The following is a 17,423-nucleotide window of genomic DNA, read 5'->3' on the forward strand; positions in this document are numbered from 1 at the left end:
TCAAACTGCCTCACCGACACTGGGCGCCTCCGTCACCACAGGGGCTTCCCCATGACCCATAAGAGTTTGCTGGATCGCTTGGCGGCGCTGGATACCAACACGGTTTCCGATGCGCTCGACTTCCTCGGCCTGCCGGGTGCCACCGTTGGGCTACGCCCGTTGTGGAATTGCCCGAAGATTGTCGGCCGCGCCAGCACCGTGCTGCTGGCTCCTAAAACCGACAACGTCCCCACGGTGCACCTGATTACTCCCGTGGTGGAACAGATCGACAGCGATGATCGTGTGCTGGTGATCGCCGGCGGCATCGAAGGCATCTCCTGTTGGGGCGATATCCTCGCCAATGCAGCAGCCAGCAAGAAGGTACGCGGCACGGTAATCGACGGTTTCAGCCGCGACATCGACGGCAGCGAGTCAATTGGCTACCCGGTTTATGGCCGCGGCGTGACCATGATCAGTGCCCGCAATCGTGTGGTGCAGATCGATGCCGCCGTGACCATCAACGTGGCTGGCGTCGATGTCAGCGAGAACGACTACGTCATCGCCGATACCTGCGGCACCGTGTTCGTGCCCTCAGCCTATATCGAGAAAGTGATCGACCTTGGCGAGCGAATTGCCCGCCGTCAGGACGGCATGGTCGAGGCTGTCCGCAGCGGTCGCTCGGTCGCCGAAGTGATGCATGACACCCAATTCGAAGCGATCCATGTGGAGCACGCCTGATGAATCTTGAAGACAAAGAACTGGTCGCCTTGTTTCAAGGCCTGGACACCCCGGGCGTCTCCGATGCGCTGGACAAACTCGGCCTGCCCGGTCAATGCCTCGGCGTGGCACCGCTGGACAATTACAGCAAGGTCATCGTCGGTCCGGCATTCACCGTGCAGTACGTCTCGGCCAGCGTACCGCCTGGCACCGTGGGCGACTTCATCGAAGACGTTGCGCCTGGCGATGTGGTGGTGATCGACAACGGCAGCCGCACCGACTGCACGGTTTGGGGCGACATCATGACCCAGTACGCCGGCACTCGGCAGATCGCTGCCACGGTCATCGACGGTGTTTGCCGTGACGTGAACAAAGCACTGGGTGATGGCTACCCGATCTTCAGCAAAGGCCGCTTCATGCGCACCGGCAAAGACCGCGTACAGGTTCAGTCGGTCAACCAGCCGGTGTCCATCGGCACCGCCCGAGTGAGTGCCCGCGACATTGTGGTCGCTGACGCCAATGGCGTGGTGATCGTCCCCCGCGCTCGTGCGGCTGAAGTGGCGGCGTGTGCCCGTCAGATCGAATCGATCGAAGCCGACATTCGCGCCCTGATCACTCAAGGCAAAACCCTTAAAGAAGCCCGAGCCGCACTGGGTTACCACAGCCTGCAGAGGAAAGTCTGATGACCACGCTCCCGCTCCCCCTGGATTTTCACGCACGGGCAAAAGTGCTGGGCAGCTCGACGCTCTATGAAGCGTCCCACCTGCCTTGCGCGGTCGACAGTGCGATCCGCCCGATCTGGGACGGTGCCTTCATCTCTGCCCCCGCCTATCCGCTGGAATGTTCGCCCGGCGACAACCTCGCCCTGCACCTGGCGATGGAACGCGTGCCCCGTGGCAGCGTGCTGGTCGTGGGTACGGGTGGCTTCATCGCCGGTTACTGGGGCGAAGTGCTGACCGTGGCGGCCGAAGCGGCTGGCGTGGTCGGATTGGTGATCGATGGTGGCGTACGCGACATCGCTGCGCTGAAGAAACGCCAGTTCCCGGTTTTTGCTCGCGGCATCTCGGTGAAAGGTACGGTCAAGGCCAGTGCGCCTTCGGTGGGGCAACCGTTCAATTTCAACGGTGCTTTGGTCTCTCAGGGTGACTGGGTGGTGGCCGACGATGACGGTGTGATCATCATTCCCAAGGCGGATGCGGCACGAACCCTGGCCGAAGGCGAGGCGCGTGCGAGCAAGGAAGCGCAGATGATGCAGGCGTTGACCGAAGGCCGCTCGACCCTGGAACTGATGAACCTGACTGAGTGGAGAACCCGCGCATGAGCGCCGATATCCAGCGGCTGAACCAACGCCTGGCCAGCGCACAACCTTCCGCGACTTACCGAATCATGGATCGGGTTGCAGAGCGCCGGGCGCAAGGTGCGACGATTATTTCGCTGTGCGCCGGCGAACCAGATTTCGATACGCCCAAGCATGTGCGCGAAGCGGCCATTCACGCCATCGAGCACGGCCACACCCGCTACACCCAAGTCGCCGGGGTACGTTCACTGCGAGAAGCGGTGGCCGCCAAGTTCCGCCGCGAAAATGGCCTGGACGTCACCTGGCATGACACCCTCGTCTGCAACGGTGGCAAACAGGTGATCTACAACGCCTTGGCTACGACCCTCAATGAAGGTGACGAAGTCATCGTGCCGGCGCCGTACTGGGTCAGTTACCCGGAGATGGTTCAACTGTGCGGCGGTGAAACCCGAATCGTTACCTGCGATGCGGACACCGGTTTCAAGCTGACGCCCTCGGCACTGGCCGCCGCGATCACCCCGCAGACCCGTTGGTTGATCCTCAATTCGCCGTCCAACCCGACGGGTGCGGTGTACAGCCGGGATGAGCTCCAAGCCTTGGCGCAGGTGTTGTTGGCTCATCCTCATGTGCTGATTCTGGCCGATGACATCTACGAACACCTGATCTTCGATGATCAAACGTTCCATACCCTGGCCCAGGTTGAACCACGGCTGGCAGCGCGAACCCTGACCATGAACGGTGTTTCCAAGTCCTACGCCATGACCGGCTGGCGCATCGGTTTTGCCACCGGGCCACGCTGGCTGCTGGAGGCCATGGAAAAACTGCAAGGTCAGCAAACCTCTGGCGCCAGCTCAGTGTCACAACAGGCTGCGCTCGCGGCACTGGAAGGTCCCAAGGATTTCATCCATGAAAGCCGCGTCGCCTTCCAGAGTCGCCGTGATTTGATGGTGGCGCTGCTGAACGACACGCCAGGCCTTGAATGCGTCAGTCCAGCCGGGGCGTTCTACGCGTTCGCTTCCTGTGCCGGATTGATCGGTCGTACCTCGGCGGGTGGCCGCGTACTGCACACCGACGAAGATGTCGCCCATGCGCTACTCGACGAAGCGAATGTGGCCGTGGTGCATGGCAGCGCTTTTGGCCTCGGCCCCTACATTCGCATTGCCTACGCCCTGGATGACGCTTCATTGCGCAAAGCCTGCGAGGCCATCCGCTCGTTCTGTACCAGCCTGCGTTAATCCGCCGCTGAAAAACCAACCCGGCCATGGCCGGGTTTTGCTGTTTATCAGCGGAGTTGACTCGATGCTTCTGGCAAACAATCGACCACGTTTTTCAATCGGGCATGAGCCATGATCACGTTCAAGCAACTGGAAGCCATCTACTGGATTGTGGAACTGGGTAGCTTCGAATCCGCAGCCATGAAACTGAACATGTCCCAGTCAGCCATCTCCAAGCGTATTCAGGAGCTGGAAGATGCCTTCGACATGCCGATCTTTGATCGTTCCAAACGCAGTGCGCGTCTGACGGAAAAAGGCACGGAACTGTTCGAGCAGGCCACGGAGATTCTGCGCCAGCGCGATTACCTGCTTGAACGCATAAGCTCCAAGGAAGTGTTGGTCAGGCGCTTCCGCATCGGCGTCACCGAGCTGACCGCCATGACTTGGCTGCCGGCGTTGGTAGAGGGTATTCGCAGTGCTTATCCCAAAGTGGTACTGGAGCCCTCGGTCGAGCTCAGCACCGAACTGGTGGCCAAACTGGAGAACGATCAGCTCGACCTGATCATCGTTCCCGACATTTTTGCCGACGCACGCTTCGTCAGCACGCCGTTGAGTGCAGTGGAGAACGCCTGGATGTGTGCACCCTCGCTGCATCGGGGGAAGCAGATCATGGACATGCAGGCGATCTCCTCGTTCACCGTCCTGACTCAGGGCGGCGGCTCCGGCACCGGGTTGATCTATGAACGCTGGCTTACCCAGAATGACGTCCGGGTCAACCGTACGATCAAAAGCAACTACCTGATCGCCCAGTTGGGCCTGACCCTGTCCGGTGTCGGCATCAGCTACCTGCCACGCCAGTGTCTCTCGCCGCTGGTGAACCAGGGCCGTCTGCAGGTCATCGAAACCGAGCCCGTGCTGCCTCCCATCCACTACATCGCGGTGCACCGCGCCGATCGTCTTCAGGGCCTCAGTGTCGAGGTTGCACGTCTGGCAGCCCGTTGTTGTGATTTCAGCCGCATGGTGTGGTAACACGGGCGCTGAATACGAGAAAAAAAGCGATGCTTTTGCATAGATAAATGTCGCTAATAGTGCCGAGCGACCTTTCTTACTATGAACGCATAGCCCACAAGGGTTCAGTCGTTTATGGAGGTCGCAATGTCATTGCCCGGTTCACGCATCGTCCCTTCTCCCCCCCAGGCTCCACGTTCACTTTTGGAAGCCTTTCAGAACGTCGTCACACCACATATCAGCGACAATCTGGGGCGTCACATCGGTGCCCGGGGTCTGACACGCTACAACCTCAAAGGCAAACTGGTGGGCACCGCCCTCACAGTGAAGACTCGCCCCGGCGACAACCTTTACATCTACAAGGCACTGACGCTGATCGAACCGGGGCATGTGCTGGTGATCGACGCACAGGGTGACGCGACCAATGCGGTCATCGGTGAGCTGATCAAGCTCTATGCCCAGCAACGTGGCTGTGTCGGTTTCGTCGTCGACGGCGCCATCCGCGATGTCGCCAGTTTTGAAGACACGCCGTGCTATGCCCGCAGTGTGGTGCATTGCGGCCCCTACAAAAGCGGCCCAGGGGAAATCAACGTCCCGGTGTCAATCGGCGGGATGATCATCAATCCGGGCGACATCATTGTCGGTGACGAGGATGGGCTGGTTGCCTTCTCGCCCGACCATGCCGAGCAGGTGTTGGTCAAGGCGCGAGAGCATGACGCGCATGAACAGCAGGTCAAAGCCGAAATCGCCACTGGCGCCATCGATCAGTCATGGCTGGACAAGGTGCTGGAAAAGGCCGGTCTGGCAAACTGAGTTCCGCTATGAAGCGATCCTGAATTCCCTTCAGCACGTTATTGACTGCGCTATTTTTGCCGGGCTTTCAGCCCGGTTTTTTTTGCGCGCACATTTTATACAGCGCGAATCAGACCTCACCGTTTCATCAATAAAAGCGATCTTTTGACAGGAGTATTTGTCGCTTTTTTTACGGTTTCATAATTACTACTTTGGCCGGACAACACCGACAAAAACAAGGTCCGCCCCATGTCTATGCCTGAAGTCATAAAACCAGCCGTGCGCAGCAAATACCGTTGGGTGGTTGCGGCACTGATTTTTCTAATTTACACCATTGCTGCCGCCGACCGAGCCAACCTGGGTGTCGCGCTACCGTTCATTCGTAAAGAGTTTGAAATGAGCAATGCCGAGGCCGGTGGCTTGATGAGCCTGTTTCTGCTGGCCTATGCATTGGCACAGATCCCTTCCGGTTTTGCCTTCGGCCGTTTCGGCGTCAGCCGGATCCTGCCCGGCGCCATGGTGCTGACCTCATTGCTGACGGGCCTGGTGGGCACAGCCAGTTCATTGCTGGCACTCAAGCTGTATCGCCTGGGCCTTGGCGTCGCTGAAGGTCCATTACCGATCAGCATGACCACGACCATCAACAACTGGTTTCCACCGCGAGAAAAAGGCACCGCCTCAGGGATCTTCCTGTCCGCCGTCAAGTTCGGGCCGGTGATTGTGCCGCCACTCTGTGCCGTGATCATTTCGGTATGGGGCTGGCGAGAGATCTTTTACTTCTTTGCCGTGCCCGGCATCGCACTGGCGGTGGTCTGGTATTTCATGGTCACCGACCATCCCTCCCGGAGCCGGTTCGTCAACGCAGCCGAGCTCAGCTACATCATCGAGGAAACCGGCAGTACTGAAGCGACTCAGCAAACCCGCCCCAAAAAGACTCCAGCCTGGGTGAGCAAACTCGATCGAGTCATACGTGCCCGCCACGAAACGCCCCTCGAGACCAATCGGCAGGTGTTCAAGTCCTGGAACATCTGGGGCTGTGCCACCAGTTATTGCTTCCAACTGGGCGTGTCGAGCGTACTGCTCGCCTGGATTCCGACCTATCTGATGACCGTCAAACAATTCTCGATCATGAATATGGGGCTGGTGTCGGCTGCGCCATGGGTGGGCGCCGTGCTCGGCAACCTGCTGGGTGGTTTCTGCTCGGATCGACTGATGGGTGGGCGACGCAAGCCCGGCATGCTGCTGTCAGCACTCGGCACTTCACTGATGATGTACCTGCTGATCAACTCGCCCGCCGAACCGATTCCCTACGGCTTGCTGCTGTTGTTGACCGGTGCCGTTCTCAGCCTGGGGTTCTCTTCCTACATGGTTTATCCGATGGGGCTGACTACCAAAAAAACGTTCCCTATCTCCAACGCCGTCGTGAACATGGTCGGTCAGTTGGGCGCTGCGGCCACACCCTTCATCACTGGGCTGTTGCTGGACAACTATGGCTGGAACTACGTGTTTGCCTGGCTGGCGGTGGGATCATTTATGAGTTTCATCCTCTTGCTGACCATTTCAGAGCCACGGGAGAGATCGAGCAACCCTGATTGAACCGCACCCTGAATAAAGCCTGGGAGCCTTTGGCTCCCAGGCTTTATTCACAAATGCACAGTTGATTCGATGGGAGCAGGGAACTGTTCGCGCACGATATCGACAAGCGCGTCGACCAAAGGATTACTGCGGGCGGCATTCCAGGCCAAAGCACTGGTTACCAGCCGAAATTTTTGTTGCAGGGGTCGAATCACGACGTTTTTGGGCGCCAGCTTTTCGAGCGCATACGGCACCAGTGCAATGCCTTGACCGCAACTTACGAAGGCTATCTGCGAGCCGATCGAGCGGACCTCATGCATGATTTTTGGACGGAAACCGCATTGCTGACAGCAGCTGACAATGTAGTCAAAAAAAACCGGACTGCCGCTGCGGGCGAACATGATCTGTACCTCGGCAGCCAAGTCTCGCAGATCCACAGACGCTTCATTAGCTAGAGGATGATTTCTGGAAAGCGCCACTGCAAGCTGATCCTGGACAAGAGGAATCGAGCGGATGGGCTCATAGTAGCCGCCTTCGATTCGTGCGAAAGCCACGTCGATGTCGCCAGACTCCAGTGACGGGATGGCCTCCCCGCTATCGATTTCCCGAATAAATACTGAAATATTCGGGAACCGCTCCTTGAGCTGCTCGATGAGATCAGGGAGCACCTCAAGCAAGGCTGCGTTGATAGCGCCTATCGTCAGGACTCCCGTTTGCCCTGCAACGGCTTCATGTACTGCAAGCTCCAGGCGCTCCAACTGCTCTGCGAATTTTCGTACTGCCGGCATGATCGCCATACCCGTTGGGGTGAGGATCGCGCCCTTGCTGGTGCGTTCAAACAACTTTACCCGTAAGGAATTTTCCAGAACCTTGATCTGTTCGGTCAACGGTGGCTGGGACATGCCCAGCCTTTTGGCGGCACGACCAAAATGCTGTTCCTCGGCGACCGCAAGGAACAGCCAGAGATGCCGGATAAGTCGAAAGTTGATCATAGAAATCCTGAATCAGGCTCGCAAAACGGGTATGAGCGGTAGCGCATTCGGCGGGTTGGAAAGCCAGGCGAGCATGCCCCAACGTTGCACAGGCACTCCCGATACGACTGGCGTATCGGGACGTTAGCATATTCGTAATGTACCTGTGGATCATGGCCGTAAATACTTGGGACATCGTCAACACAGGGTTTCACAGCCTGCAGAGCAAGGGCTCGTGAGCACGCCCTTGGCAGCCAACCAGGTTACTCACCACAAGGAATCTCGCCGTGCAAAAGTTTGATTTGGACCTGATTCTGAAGGCACAACGCCGACTTCAAGGACAAGTAGTGCGCACCCCACTTCTGAGCTCTGCGATGCTGAATGATATCGTCGGCGCGGATGTTTACGTGAAGGCTGAATGCCTGCAAAAGACCGGGGCGTTCAAGTTTCGCGGTGCCATGTTCAAACTGGCCGAACTGGAACCCAGTGACAGAAACAAGGGAGTTATCACTTATTCGGCGGGCAACCATGGCCAGGCAGTGGCTGCGGCCGCTCACCAGTGGGGCTGCCCGTCAGTAGTCGTAATGCCCGAGCATGCGCCAAAAATCAAGCAGGATAACTGCCGCTGGTGGGGAGCAGAGGTTGTTCTTTACAACAAAGACGTCGAGGACCGTGAGGACGTTACCCGGCAGCTGATTGAACGCCGCGGCCTGACCTTCGTCTCGCCTTTCGATGACCCCTTCATCATGGCCGGCCAAGGTACCATCGGTCTCGAAATCGCTGAGCAGCTGGCTGAAGTGGGGGCAACTCCCGACTCTGTGTGGTTGGGTTGCAGCGGCGGCGGCTTGGCATCCGGGACTTTGACCGCCATGCGCGCCATGTGTGGCAATTTCGAGAGCGTTCTTGTCGAGGCAGAAGGCTATACGAAATGGCAAACAGCGCTGCAAAAGGGGGAACCGGTGAAGCTCAAGCTGTTGCCAAAAACGCTGCTCGACGGGATTGCCGGTCCCGCTGTCGGTGCACTCCCCTTCGAAGTATTGAAACCTGTTCAACCGCGTACTGAAGTCGCTTATCTGGAAGATGCCTTCCAAGGCATGCGTGCAGCATTTCAGTACCTCAAACTCGTCCTTGAGCCGGGCGGTGCAGCCGCCCTCGGAACGCTGATACGAGAGAAGCAGCGCTATGAGGGCAAAACTGTCGTGGTGGTTTGCTCTGGCGGGAACGTTGACCCAGAAGTCTTCCTACAAGCCTGGGCCAACTGAGTCATTCATTTTTGAAGCGTTTGGCATCGCCAGAGGCGTGAAGAAAACCATTGGAGACTTTGATCATGAGTAGTGTTCTGGAAAAACTGGCCGCATTGGGTTTGGAGTTGCCGAAGTTCAATACGCGAGGCGGCAACTATCAGTTGTACACCCGTTTTGGGAACCTGATTTATACCGCGGGTCAAGTATGCCTGCAAAACGACGTCTTGCTATACAAAGGAACTGTAGGAACGGAAATTGATATTGAGACCGCCCAGGCCGCGGCGCGAGTCTGCGCACTCAATCTTCTTTCCATTGCCAATGAAGCGAGCGATGGCCAACTCGACCGCATACGTGTTTTGAAGGTTAATGGTTATGTTAAGTGCCTTCCTGACTTCGAGCAGCAAGCGAAGGTGATTGATGGGGCTTCAAATCTTTTTATAGAGCTTTTCGGCCAAGAGCGCGGCGGCCATGCCCGGGCAGCGGTAGGCGTTGCGGCCATCCCGCGAGGGGCGCCTGTAGAAGTTGAAGCAATCTTTGCGATCGACTGATCACAGCAGACGAAGCGTCTCAATACGATCCGGCTATGAAAGCTGGCTGACATAATAAAAACACCCTGCAGTTCTAGAAATCTGCCGTTGATGTACAACAAGTAGAAAATCATGCAGTTGCCACTGAGCTTATCTTTGCTCGGGCTTCATTTCTGGAGGTTTTATGCGCGCTCGTAATATTGCCAAACTGATGGCATTGTCTGTTGCATTTCTGTCCCACAAAGGGATGAGTGCAGAGTTATCCGGCACACTAAAAAAAGTAAAAGAATCAGGCACGATCACACTAGCCTACCGTGATGCGGCGATTCCTTTTTCCTACCTCGCCGACGCCTCTGGCGTACCGGTTGGCTACTCCCAGGATATTCAATCCAAAGTCGTCGATGCATTAAAAAAAGACCTCGACCTACCCAACTTGAAAATACAGTACAACCTTGTCACTTCACAAACCCGAATACCGTTGATTCAAAATGGCACCGTCGACATTGAATGTGGCTCAACGACAAACAATGCCGAACGTCAGCAGCAGGTCAGCTTTTCTGTTGGCATATTTGAAATCAGCACCCGACTGCTGACAGCCAAGCAATCTTCTTATAAAGATATTGATGACCTTAAAGGACGCAATGTAGTAACCACTGCGGGTACAACCGCCGAGCGACTGCTGCGTTCAATGAACGTTGAAAAACAGTTAGGCATGAACATTATCTCAGCCAAGGACCACGGCGAATCATTCCAACTGTTGGAAACTGGCCGTGCAGTTGCTTGGCTGCAGGACGACGCGCTGCTGGCGGGTGAACGCGCAAAATCGAGGAATCCCGATCGATGGGCTATATCCGGTGCTGCGCAATCTCGTGAGATCTACGGATGTATGTTGCGCAAGGGTGACGATGCGTTCAAGCAAGCAGTGGACGGTGCTATCAAGGCTCTCTATGCATCAGGTGAAATCAACGACATCTACAGCAAATGGTTTCAGCACCCCATACCACCTAAAGGCTTGAGCCTGGATTATCCGATGCCCAATGAGGTCAAGGAACTTTATGCCAACCCTACAGATCAGCCCGCGCCTGCAACAATGCCGTAAGTCTCCGTTGTAGAGACTCAGGTAACGACTAAAACAGCTATTCAGGAGTCAACATGAATTCTTCAAGCATTAATACTGTTCAGGCAATCACTCCAGAGACTCGCGACATCCACACTGCATTTCGCTCGGTGGTGACCCCACATATCAGCGATAACATGGGGCGTTACATTGGGGTTCGAGGTCTTAATCGCTACAATAAAACGGGAAAAATGGTCGGGAGCGCTCTGACTGTTAAGACCCGCCCAGGTGACAATCTCTACATCTACAAGGCATTGACGATGCTCGAGCCTGGCCACGTGCTTGTTGTGGATGCTCAGGGTGACACCACCAACGCCGTGATTGGCGAACTCATCAAACTCTACGCGTTACAGCGGGGCTGTGTAGGTTTTGTCGTAAACGGTGCAATTCGCGATGTCGCAAGCTTTGAAGACACCCCGTGTTATGCCCGTGATGTGGTGCATTGTGGTCCCTATAAAACGGGTCCAGGGGCAGTCAACGTTCCGGTATCCATTGGCGGGATGATCGTAAACCCGGGAGACATCATCGTCGGCGATGAGGATGGCATTGTCGGCTTTCCCGCGTCGGCCGCAGACCACCTGCTTGCCATGGCCCGCACGCATCAAGCCGCCGAGGATCGCGTAAAGGCAGAAATCGCAACGGGGGCATTCAACCAGTCGTGGATTGAAAGTGTCTTGATCAAGGCCAATCTTGCTTAAACACGAAAGGTCGGTAACAGGAGGCAGTCACCATCGGCCCCTCGATACAATAAAGTTATACTTGACGTGTATCTCTGCCATTTACCTTCAATGCGCCAGCTAGAGCGCCTTGGCATACCTGCTATTCACCACGAGCCATACCACGCGCTGCGTGGCAATGGTAGTTTGAATCCGTCATATGTCAAAATAACAACAACAGGATACGGCAATGATCACAGCTACCAGCAAACACCTTCTATTGCTAAAAAAAGACACCACGCTGGCCACCAAAGTAAAACCAGAGTCAGATAAGTATTGCCAACAATACTGGGCTCTCTCCTATAAGCCTCGCGCCAAAAAAATAGCATTTCACTCACATCATTAAAGCCTGCCAAAAATTAAGTAGAATCGATGCTGGCAAACTCGGCGTGTCCAATTGCCGTATTAGCTGGCGCATGGGTCTAGAAGAACCCGTTAAGCTAATTTGAGGATTTCCTGATGCGTATGTTCACTAAACTGTTGAGCGCCGCGATTGCAACAGCCATCATCAGCCCATCATTAATGGCGGCTGAACTCACCGGCACGCTTAAAAAAATCAAAGAGTCGGGCACCATTACGGTCGGCCACCGCGACTCATCGATCCCCTTTTCCTACATCGCGGACGCCTCTGGGATGCCGATCGGCTATTCCCAAGACATCCAACTTAAAATTATCGAGTCCATCAAAAAGGAGTTAGGCACTCCCAACCTGAAAGTGAAGTACAACCTGATTACCGCCCAGAACCGCATCCCCCTGGTTCAGAATGGCACCGTAGACCTGGAGTGTGGTTCGACGACAAACAATGCAGAACGCGCACAACAGGTTGACTTCTCAGTAGGCATATTTGAAGTAAGCACTCGTCTGTTGTCCAGGAAAGACTCCGTCTACCAAGACTTTGACAACCTGAAAGGTAAGAACGTGGTCACCACCGCCGGGGGTACATCCGAGCGCCTGCTTAGGGCGATGAACGCTGAGAAGCAGATGGGTATGAACATCATCTCGGGGAAAGACATCGGCGAGTCATTCCAAATGTTGGAGACCGGTCGTGCCATTGCATTCATGCAGGACGATGCCCTGTTGGCTGGTGAAAGGGCCAAAGCCAGGAATCCCGGTGAATGGGCAGTCACAGGCACCGCACAATCACAGGACATGTACGGCTGCATGATGCGCAAGGGGGACGAACCTTTCAAAAAAGTGGTGGATGACACGATTAAAACCATCTTCTCCTCGGGTGACATCAACGCCATTTATGATAAATGGTTTAATCAGCCCATCCCCCCGAAAGGCCTGAACCTTAACTTCCCCATGAGTCTTGAACTCAAAGAGCTCATTGCCAACCCTGTCGACAAGCCTGCACCTGCCACAACTCTTTAACTACCTCATTGATCTGCTCATGTCCGCCATACGCGGACATGAGGCATGTTGCATGCACAAAACTATTTGTTTGGAAGGTGTTTTCTATGAATTACAACTGGGATTGGGGCGTATTCTTAAAATCCACTGGAGTGGGACATGAAACTTATTTCAATTGGTTTATTTCAGGTCTGGGCTGGACCATCGCGATTGCAGTAATAGCCTGGATGATAGCGTTGCTGTTGGGCTCAGTGCTCGGTGTCATGCGAACCGTGCCAAATCGTATCGTGTCGAGCATTGCCAGCCTGTATGTTGAGGTGTTCCGAAATGTCCCACTTTTAGTACAACTATTTATCTGGTACTTCCTGGCACCTGATCTGCTACCCGAGCACCTGCAGGAGTGGTACAAGCAGGACCTGAACCCGACCACCTCGGCCTACTTGAGCGTCGTCGTATGCCTCGGTCTTTTCACGGCCGCTCGTGTCTGTGAACAAGTCCGTACAGGCATTCAGGCGCTGGCTCGTGGCCAGGAAGCCGCCGCTCGCGCCATGGGCTTCAGACTGCCACAGATTTACTGGAACGTGCTGCTGCCTCAGGCGTACCGGATCATCATTCCGCCGCTTACCACCGAGTTTCTGGCCGTGTTCAAAAACTCATCGGTGGCTTCACTGATCGGCCTGATGGAATTGCTGGCGCAAGCCAAACAAACAGCTGAATTCACCGCCAACCTGTTCGAAGCCTTCACCCTGGCCACGCTCATCTACTTCACCTTGAACATGGGCCTGATGCTGCTCATGCGCAAAGTTGAGAAGAAAGTCGCCGTACCCGGCCTGATTTCCGTAGGGGGTAAATGATGGAATTCGATTTCAGCGACATCACCTCTGCCTTTCCCGGCTTGTTGAACGGCATGGTCATGACCTTGCGACTGATGGCAATGGGCGTCGTCGGAGGGATCATCCTCGGCACGATCCTGGCATTGATGCGCCTGTCACACAGCAACGTGTTGTCGCGCATTGCCGGCACCTACGTGGACTACTTCCGTTCCATCCCACTGCTGCTAGTGATCACCTGGTTTTACCTGGCGGTCCCGTTCGCGCTGCGCTGGATCACTGGCGAAGACACGCCGATCGGCGCGTTCACCTCGAGTGTCGTGGCCTTCATGATGTTCGAAGCAGCGTATTTCTGCGAGATCGTCCGAGCCGGCGTGCAGTCGATTCCCAAGGGCCAGATGGGCGCTGCCCAGGCACTGGGCATGACTTACGGCCAGATGATGCGCCTGATCATCCTGCCGCAAGCGTTCCGCAAGATGACGCCGTTGTTGCTGCAACAGAGCATCATCCTGTTTCAGGACACCTCACTGGTTTACACCGTTGGCCTGGTGGACTTCCTCAACGCCTCTCGTTCGAGTGGCGACATCATCGGTCGCGCCAATGAATTCCTGATCGTTGCGGGCCTGGTGTATTTCACTATCAGCTTTGCCGCCTCGCGGGTGGTCAAGCGTCTACAAAGAAGGTTCGCTGTATGATTTCTATCAAGAACGTCGACAAATGGTATGGAAACTTCCAGGTGCTTACGAATTGCAGCGCTGAGGTCAAAAAAGGCGAAGTGATCGTGGTGTGCGGGCCGTCCGGTTCCGGCAAATCCACCCTGATCAAATGCGTGAACGCCTTGGAACCGTTCCAGAAAGGCGACGTGATCGTCGATGGCACGTCCATCGCCAACCCGAAGACCAACCTGCCGAAACTGCGTTCGCGCGTGGGCATGGTGTTCCAGCACTTCGAGCTATTCCCGCACCTGACCATCACCGAAAACCTGACCATCGCGCAGATCAAGGTGCTGGGCCGCAGCAAGGAAGAAGCCACCAGGAAAGGCCTGCAACTGCTCGAGCGCGTCGGCCTCTCGGCCCATGCCCACAAGCATCCCGGCCAACTCTCCGGCGGTCAGCAGCAGCGTGTGGCGATTGCCCGTGCGCTGGCAATGGACCCGATCGTCATGCTGTTCGACGAACCGACCTCGGCGCTGGACCCGGAAATGGTCAACGAAGTGCTCGACGTGATGGTGCAACTGGCCCACGAAGGCATGACCATGATGTGCGTGACCCATGAAATGGGCTTCGCTCGCAAAGTGGCGAACCGGGTGATATTCATGGACCAGGGCCAGATCATCGAAGACTGCAAGAAGGAAGAGTTCTTCGGCGACATCAACGCCCGCTCCGAACGAGCGCAGCAGTTTTTGGGCAAAATTCTGCAACATTAAACGAGTGATCCTGCGTCCGACTTGTCGGGCGCAGGCCGTCGTTTTGAGCGCCGGTTCGCGGCCGATGATCGCCTGCCGACCACCGTACCGCGGATAGACGCCATCTCTTCCATGATTCGCGTCGCGTGAATCAGCACATGCCGGCCAACGTCGGTAATCTTCATCCTCGCCCCGTCTTCCCACCCCCCAACCTATGCTCAATGGGCATATCTCAAAGACAAAAACGGTAGTCGTCCTTCTCCTCCATCCCTCCCAGAATGTGTGAAAACACAAAAGCAGCACTGCTTGGGAGACTGGCATGTCAACAGAAGCTGAACACACCGTGGGGCAGGATTGGCAGGAGGACGTGTTTCGCGTGCTCAAGGCCCACGACGTCAAACACGTGGTCTTCGTACCGGATGCAGGCCATTCGGCGGCGATCCGTATGTCGTATGCAGACCCGGACATCAAGGCCGTTGTCCTGACCACCGAAGAAGAAGGCATCGGCTACCTCGCCGGCGCCTGGCTGGGCGCTGAACGCGGCGCTCTCTTGATGCAGTCCAGCGGCGTCGGTAACTGCATCAACACCCTGGCACTTCAAAACTGTGCCGGCTTTCCGCTGTTGATGGTGGTCACCATGCGCGGTGACTGGGCCGAATTCAACGCGTGGCAAAACCCTATGGGCCAGGCCACCGAAGCCTCCCTGAACCTGATGAAGGTCATGACCTGGCGCGCGGACGTCCCGGAAGACGTCGCTCCGCTGTTGCACGGCGCTGCGACCATGGCTTTCAACGGTGATTCCGCCACTGCCCTGCTGCTCGGCCAGCGCCTGATTGGAGAAAAGAAATGGGTCAAGTAAGCACAAACCACACGTTGTGCCGCCGCGAAGTGGTCAAGGCCTTGCTGGCCGACCGCAAAGACGTGCTGGTCGTGACCGGGCTGGGCTCGGCGTCCTACGACGTCATGGCCGCCGGCGACAACGATCTGAATTATTACCTCTGGGCCGCCATGGGCAGCGCAATCACTGTGGGCCTGGGCCTGGCCAATGCGCAGCCGGACAAGTCGGTCGTAGTGGTCACCGGTGACGGCGAGCTGCTCATGGGCTTCGGCGCGCTGGCCACGGTAGCGCTGCAAAAGCCCGCCAACCTGACCATCGCAGTCCTGGATAACGGTCACTTTGGCGAAACCGGTATGCAAGTCAGCCATGCAGGGTTCGGTATTTCCCTGGACCAGGTGGCGAAGACTTGTGGCTTCAGCTGGACCGATGAAATCCGCGACATGGAAGGCGTACATGACCTGCGCGAGCGCTTTGCGACCCGCGATGGCGTCAAGCTCGCGACGATCAAGATCAAAGCAGAAAACCCGCCACGGGTGCTGCCTCCGCGCGATGGTCATTACGTCAAGAATCGCTTTCGTGCGGCCTTGGGTTTCAACCCGATCTGATTGCTCTTTGCCCGGACCCGGTCACGCAGGGCAGATGCCGTGCGTGACGCGTTGAGGAGAATAATAATGACTGACCGTAACTCTGAAGAACTCAATGCCATCCGCGAGGGCGTACGTGCTCTGTGCGCTGAATTCGATGCGGCTTACTGGCGCAAAGTCGACGAAGAAAAAGGCTTTCCGGAAACCTTCGTCAAGGCCCTGACCGACGCAGGTTGGCTGGCCGCGATGATTCCTGTCGAATATGGCGGCTCCGGCCTTGGGCTGGCTGAGGCCTCGGTAATCCTGGAAGAAGTGAACCGCTGCGGCGGTAACTCCGGCACCGTTCACGGGCAGATGTACAACATGTTCACCCTGTTGCGTCACGGCAGCGAGGCGCAAAAAAGCTATTACCTGCCGAAGATCGCCGCTGGCGAACTACGCCTGCAATCGATGGGCGTCACCGAGCCCACCACCGGCACCGACACTACAAAGATAAAGACCACCGCCGTGCGCAAAGGTGACAAGTACGTGATCAACGGGCAGAAGGTGTGGATCTCGCGCGTTCAGCATTCCGACCTGATGATCCTGCTGGCGCGGACCACGCCGTTGGCGGACGTGAAGAAAAAATCCGAAGGCATGTCGATCTTCCTCGTCGATCTGCGCGAGGCCATCGGCAACGGTATGACCGTGCAGCCGATCGCCAACATGGTCAATCACGAAACCAACGAGTTGTTCTTCGACAACCTGGAAATCCCCGCTGACAGTTTGATCGGTGAGGAAGGCAAAGGCTTCCGCTACATCCTCGATGGACTGAATGCCGAACGCACCCTGATCGCCGCCGAATGCATCGGTGACGGTCGCTGGTTTATCGAAAAGGCCAGCGCCTATGCTCGCGACCGCGTGGTGTTTGGGCGCCCGATCGGGCAGAACCAGGGTGTGCAATTCCCGATCGCTGAAGCGCACATCGAAATCGAAGCCGCCGACCTGATGCGCTGGCGCGCTTGCGAGGAATACGACAGCGGCATCAACGCCGGGGCCAGCGCCAACATGGCCAAGTACCTGGCGGCCAAGGCGTCCTGGGAGGCCGCCAATGCTTGCCTGCAAACCCACGGCGGATTTGGCTTTGCCTGCGAATACGACGTCGAGCGCAAATTCCGTGAAACCCGTCTGTATCAGGTAGCGCCCATCTCCACCAACCTGATCCTGTCGTACGTCGCCGAACACTTGCTCGAGCTGCCGCGCTCTTTCTAAAAACA

At 56.5% G+C, this 17,423-nt stretch carries 19 protein-coding genes; 18 read left to right on the forward strand and 1 reads right to left on the reverse strand.

Annotation, left to right across the window (positions count from 1 at the left end):
• The first annotated feature begins 51 nt into the window (after positions 1-51).
• The 7 genes from KGB03_RS14865 (at position 52) to KGB03_RS14895 (ending at position 6,603) form a co-directional block, all read left to right on the forward strand.
• A complete protein-coding gene (locus KGB03_RS14865) occupies positions 52-717 on the forward strand; it encodes an RraA family protein (RefSeq protein WP_223527388.1) in 666 nt (221 codons plus the stop codon).
• Positions 717-1,379, forward strand: coding sequence for an RraA family protein (locus KGB03_RS14870; RefSeq protein ID WP_223527389.1), 663 nt, complete (start codon positions 717-719; stop codon positions 1,377-1,379). Before KGB03_RS14865 ends, KGB03_RS14870 begins: the two co-directional genes overlap by 1 nt.
• Entirely contained in the window at positions 1,379-2,017 is a 639-nt protein-coding gene (locus KGB03_RS14875; RefSeq protein ID WP_223527390.1) for an RraA family protein, read from the forward strand. The genes KGB03_RS14870 and KGB03_RS14875 overlap by 1 nt, the downstream gene beginning before the upstream one ends.
• Positions 2,014-3,228, forward strand: coding sequence for a pyridoxal phosphate-dependent aminotransferase (locus KGB03_RS14880; RefSeq protein WP_223527391.1), 1,215 nt, complete (start codon positions 2,014-2,016; stop codon positions 3,226-3,228). Before KGB03_RS14875 ends, KGB03_RS14880 begins: the two co-directional genes overlap by 4 nt.
• Before the next feature lie 111 nt (positions 3,229-3,339).
• Positions 3,340-4,236 carry a LysR family transcriptional regulator gene (locus KGB03_RS14885; RefSeq protein ID WP_223527392.1) on the forward strand — a complete coding sequence of 299 codons (897 nt, stop codon included), beginning with the start codon at positions 3,340-3,342 and terminating at the stop codon, positions 4,234-4,236.
• Positions 4,237-4,362: 126 nt separating this feature from the next.
• Complete coding sequence (locus tag KGB03_RS14890; RefSeq protein WP_223527393.1) at positions 4,363-5,028, forward strand: RraA family protein; 666 nt, start codon at positions 4,363-4,365, stop codon at positions 5,026-5,028.
• 228 nt (positions 5,029-5,256) lie between these two features.
• The gene (locus KGB03_RS14895; protein ID WP_223527394.1) at positions 5,257-6,603 is read left to right on the forward strand and encodes an MFS transporter; all 1,347 of its coding nucleotides are present in this window, start codon (positions 5,257-5,259) and stop codon (positions 6,601-6,603) included.
• A gap of 47 nt (positions 6,604-6,650) precedes the next feature.
• Here KGB03_RS14895 and KGB03_RS14900 read toward each other — a convergent pair whose 3' ends face one another.
• Complete coding sequence (locus KGB03_RS14900; RefSeq protein WP_223527395.1) at positions 6,651-7,574, reverse strand: LysR family transcriptional regulator; 924 nt, start codon at positions 7,572-7,574, stop codon at positions 6,651-6,653.
• Positions 7,575-7,840: 266 nt separating this feature from the next.
• On the opposite strand from KGB03_RS14900, the gene KGB03_RS14905 reads away from it, so the two are divergent.
• The 11 genes from KGB03_RS14905 (at position 7,841) to KGB03_RS14955 (ending at position 17,418) form a co-directional block, all read left to right on the forward strand.
• A complete protein-coding gene (locus tag KGB03_RS14905) occupies positions 7,841-8,815 on the forward strand; it encodes a threonine/serine dehydratase (RefSeq protein WP_223527396.1) in 975 nt (324 codons plus the stop codon).
• Between the two features lie 65 nt (positions 8,816-8,880).
• Complete coding sequence (locus KGB03_RS14910; RefSeq protein ID WP_223527397.1) at positions 8,881-9,345, forward strand: RidA family protein; 465 nt, start codon at positions 8,881-8,883, stop codon at positions 9,343-9,345.
• Between the two features lie 190 nt (positions 9,346-9,535).
• Positions 9,536-10,423 (forward strand): transporter substrate-binding domain-containing protein, encoded by an 888-nt coding sequence (locus KGB03_RS14915; protein ID WP_223527421.1) that lies wholly within the window; start codon positions 9,536-9,538, stop codon positions 10,421-10,423.
• 53 nt (positions 10,424-10,476) lie between these two features.
• On the forward strand, positions 10,477-11,139 hold the full coding sequence (locus tag KGB03_RS14920) for an RraA family protein (protein ID WP_223527398.1): 663 nt from the start codon (positions 10,477-10,479) through the stop codon (positions 11,137-11,139).
• 477 nt (positions 11,140-11,616) lie between these two features.
• On the forward strand, positions 11,617-12,531 hold the full coding sequence (locus KGB03_RS14925; protein ID WP_223527399.1) for a glutamate/aspartate ABC transporter substrate-binding protein: 915 nt from the start codon (positions 11,617-11,619) through the stop codon (positions 12,529-12,531).
• Between the two features lie 86 nt (positions 12,532-12,617).
• Complete coding sequence (locus tag KGB03_RS14930) at positions 12,618-13,364, forward strand: amino acid ABC transporter permease (protein WP_223527400.1); 747 nt, start codon at positions 12,618-12,620, stop codon at positions 13,362-13,364.
• A complete protein-coding gene (locus KGB03_RS14935; RefSeq protein WP_223527422.1) occupies positions 13,364-14,035 on the forward strand; it encodes an amino acid ABC transporter permease in 672 nt (223 codons plus the stop codon). The genes KGB03_RS14930 and KGB03_RS14935 overlap by 1 nt, the downstream gene beginning before the upstream one ends.
• Positions 14,032-14,766 carry an amino acid ABC transporter ATP-binding protein gene (locus KGB03_RS14940; protein WP_223527401.1) on the forward strand — a complete coding sequence of 245 codons (735 nt, stop codon included), beginning with the start codon at positions 14,032-14,034 and terminating at the stop codon, positions 14,764-14,766. The genes KGB03_RS14935 and KGB03_RS14940 overlap by 4 nt, the downstream gene beginning before the upstream one ends.
• 298 nt (positions 14,767-15,064) lie before the next feature.
• Entirely contained in the window at positions 15,065-15,604 is a 540-nt protein-coding gene (locus KGB03_RS14945) for a thiamine pyrophosphate-binding protein (RefSeq protein ID WP_223527402.1), read from the forward strand.
• Positions 15,592-16,188: a thiamine pyrophosphate-dependent enzyme gene (locus KGB03_RS14950; RefSeq protein ID WP_223527403.1), complete on the forward strand. Its 597-nt coding sequence runs from the start codon at positions 15,592-15,594 to the stop codon at positions 16,186-16,188. Before KGB03_RS14945 ends, KGB03_RS14950 begins: the two co-directional genes overlap by 13 nt.
• Before the next feature lie 66 nt (positions 16,189-16,254).
• Positions 16,255-17,418, forward strand: a complete 1,164-nt coding sequence (locus tag KGB03_RS14955; protein ID WP_223527404.1) for an acyl-CoA dehydrogenase family protein — start codon at positions 16,255-16,257, stop codon at positions 17,416-17,418.
• Positions 17,419-17,423: the final 5 nt, after the last annotated feature.

Origin of the sequence: Pseudomonas sp. BF-B-26 (assembly GCF_019956495.1) — a bacterium.
In the GTDB taxonomy this organism is placed as follows: domain Bacteria; phylum Pseudomonadota; class Gammaproteobacteria; order Pseudomonadales; family Pseudomonadaceae; genus Aquipseudomonas.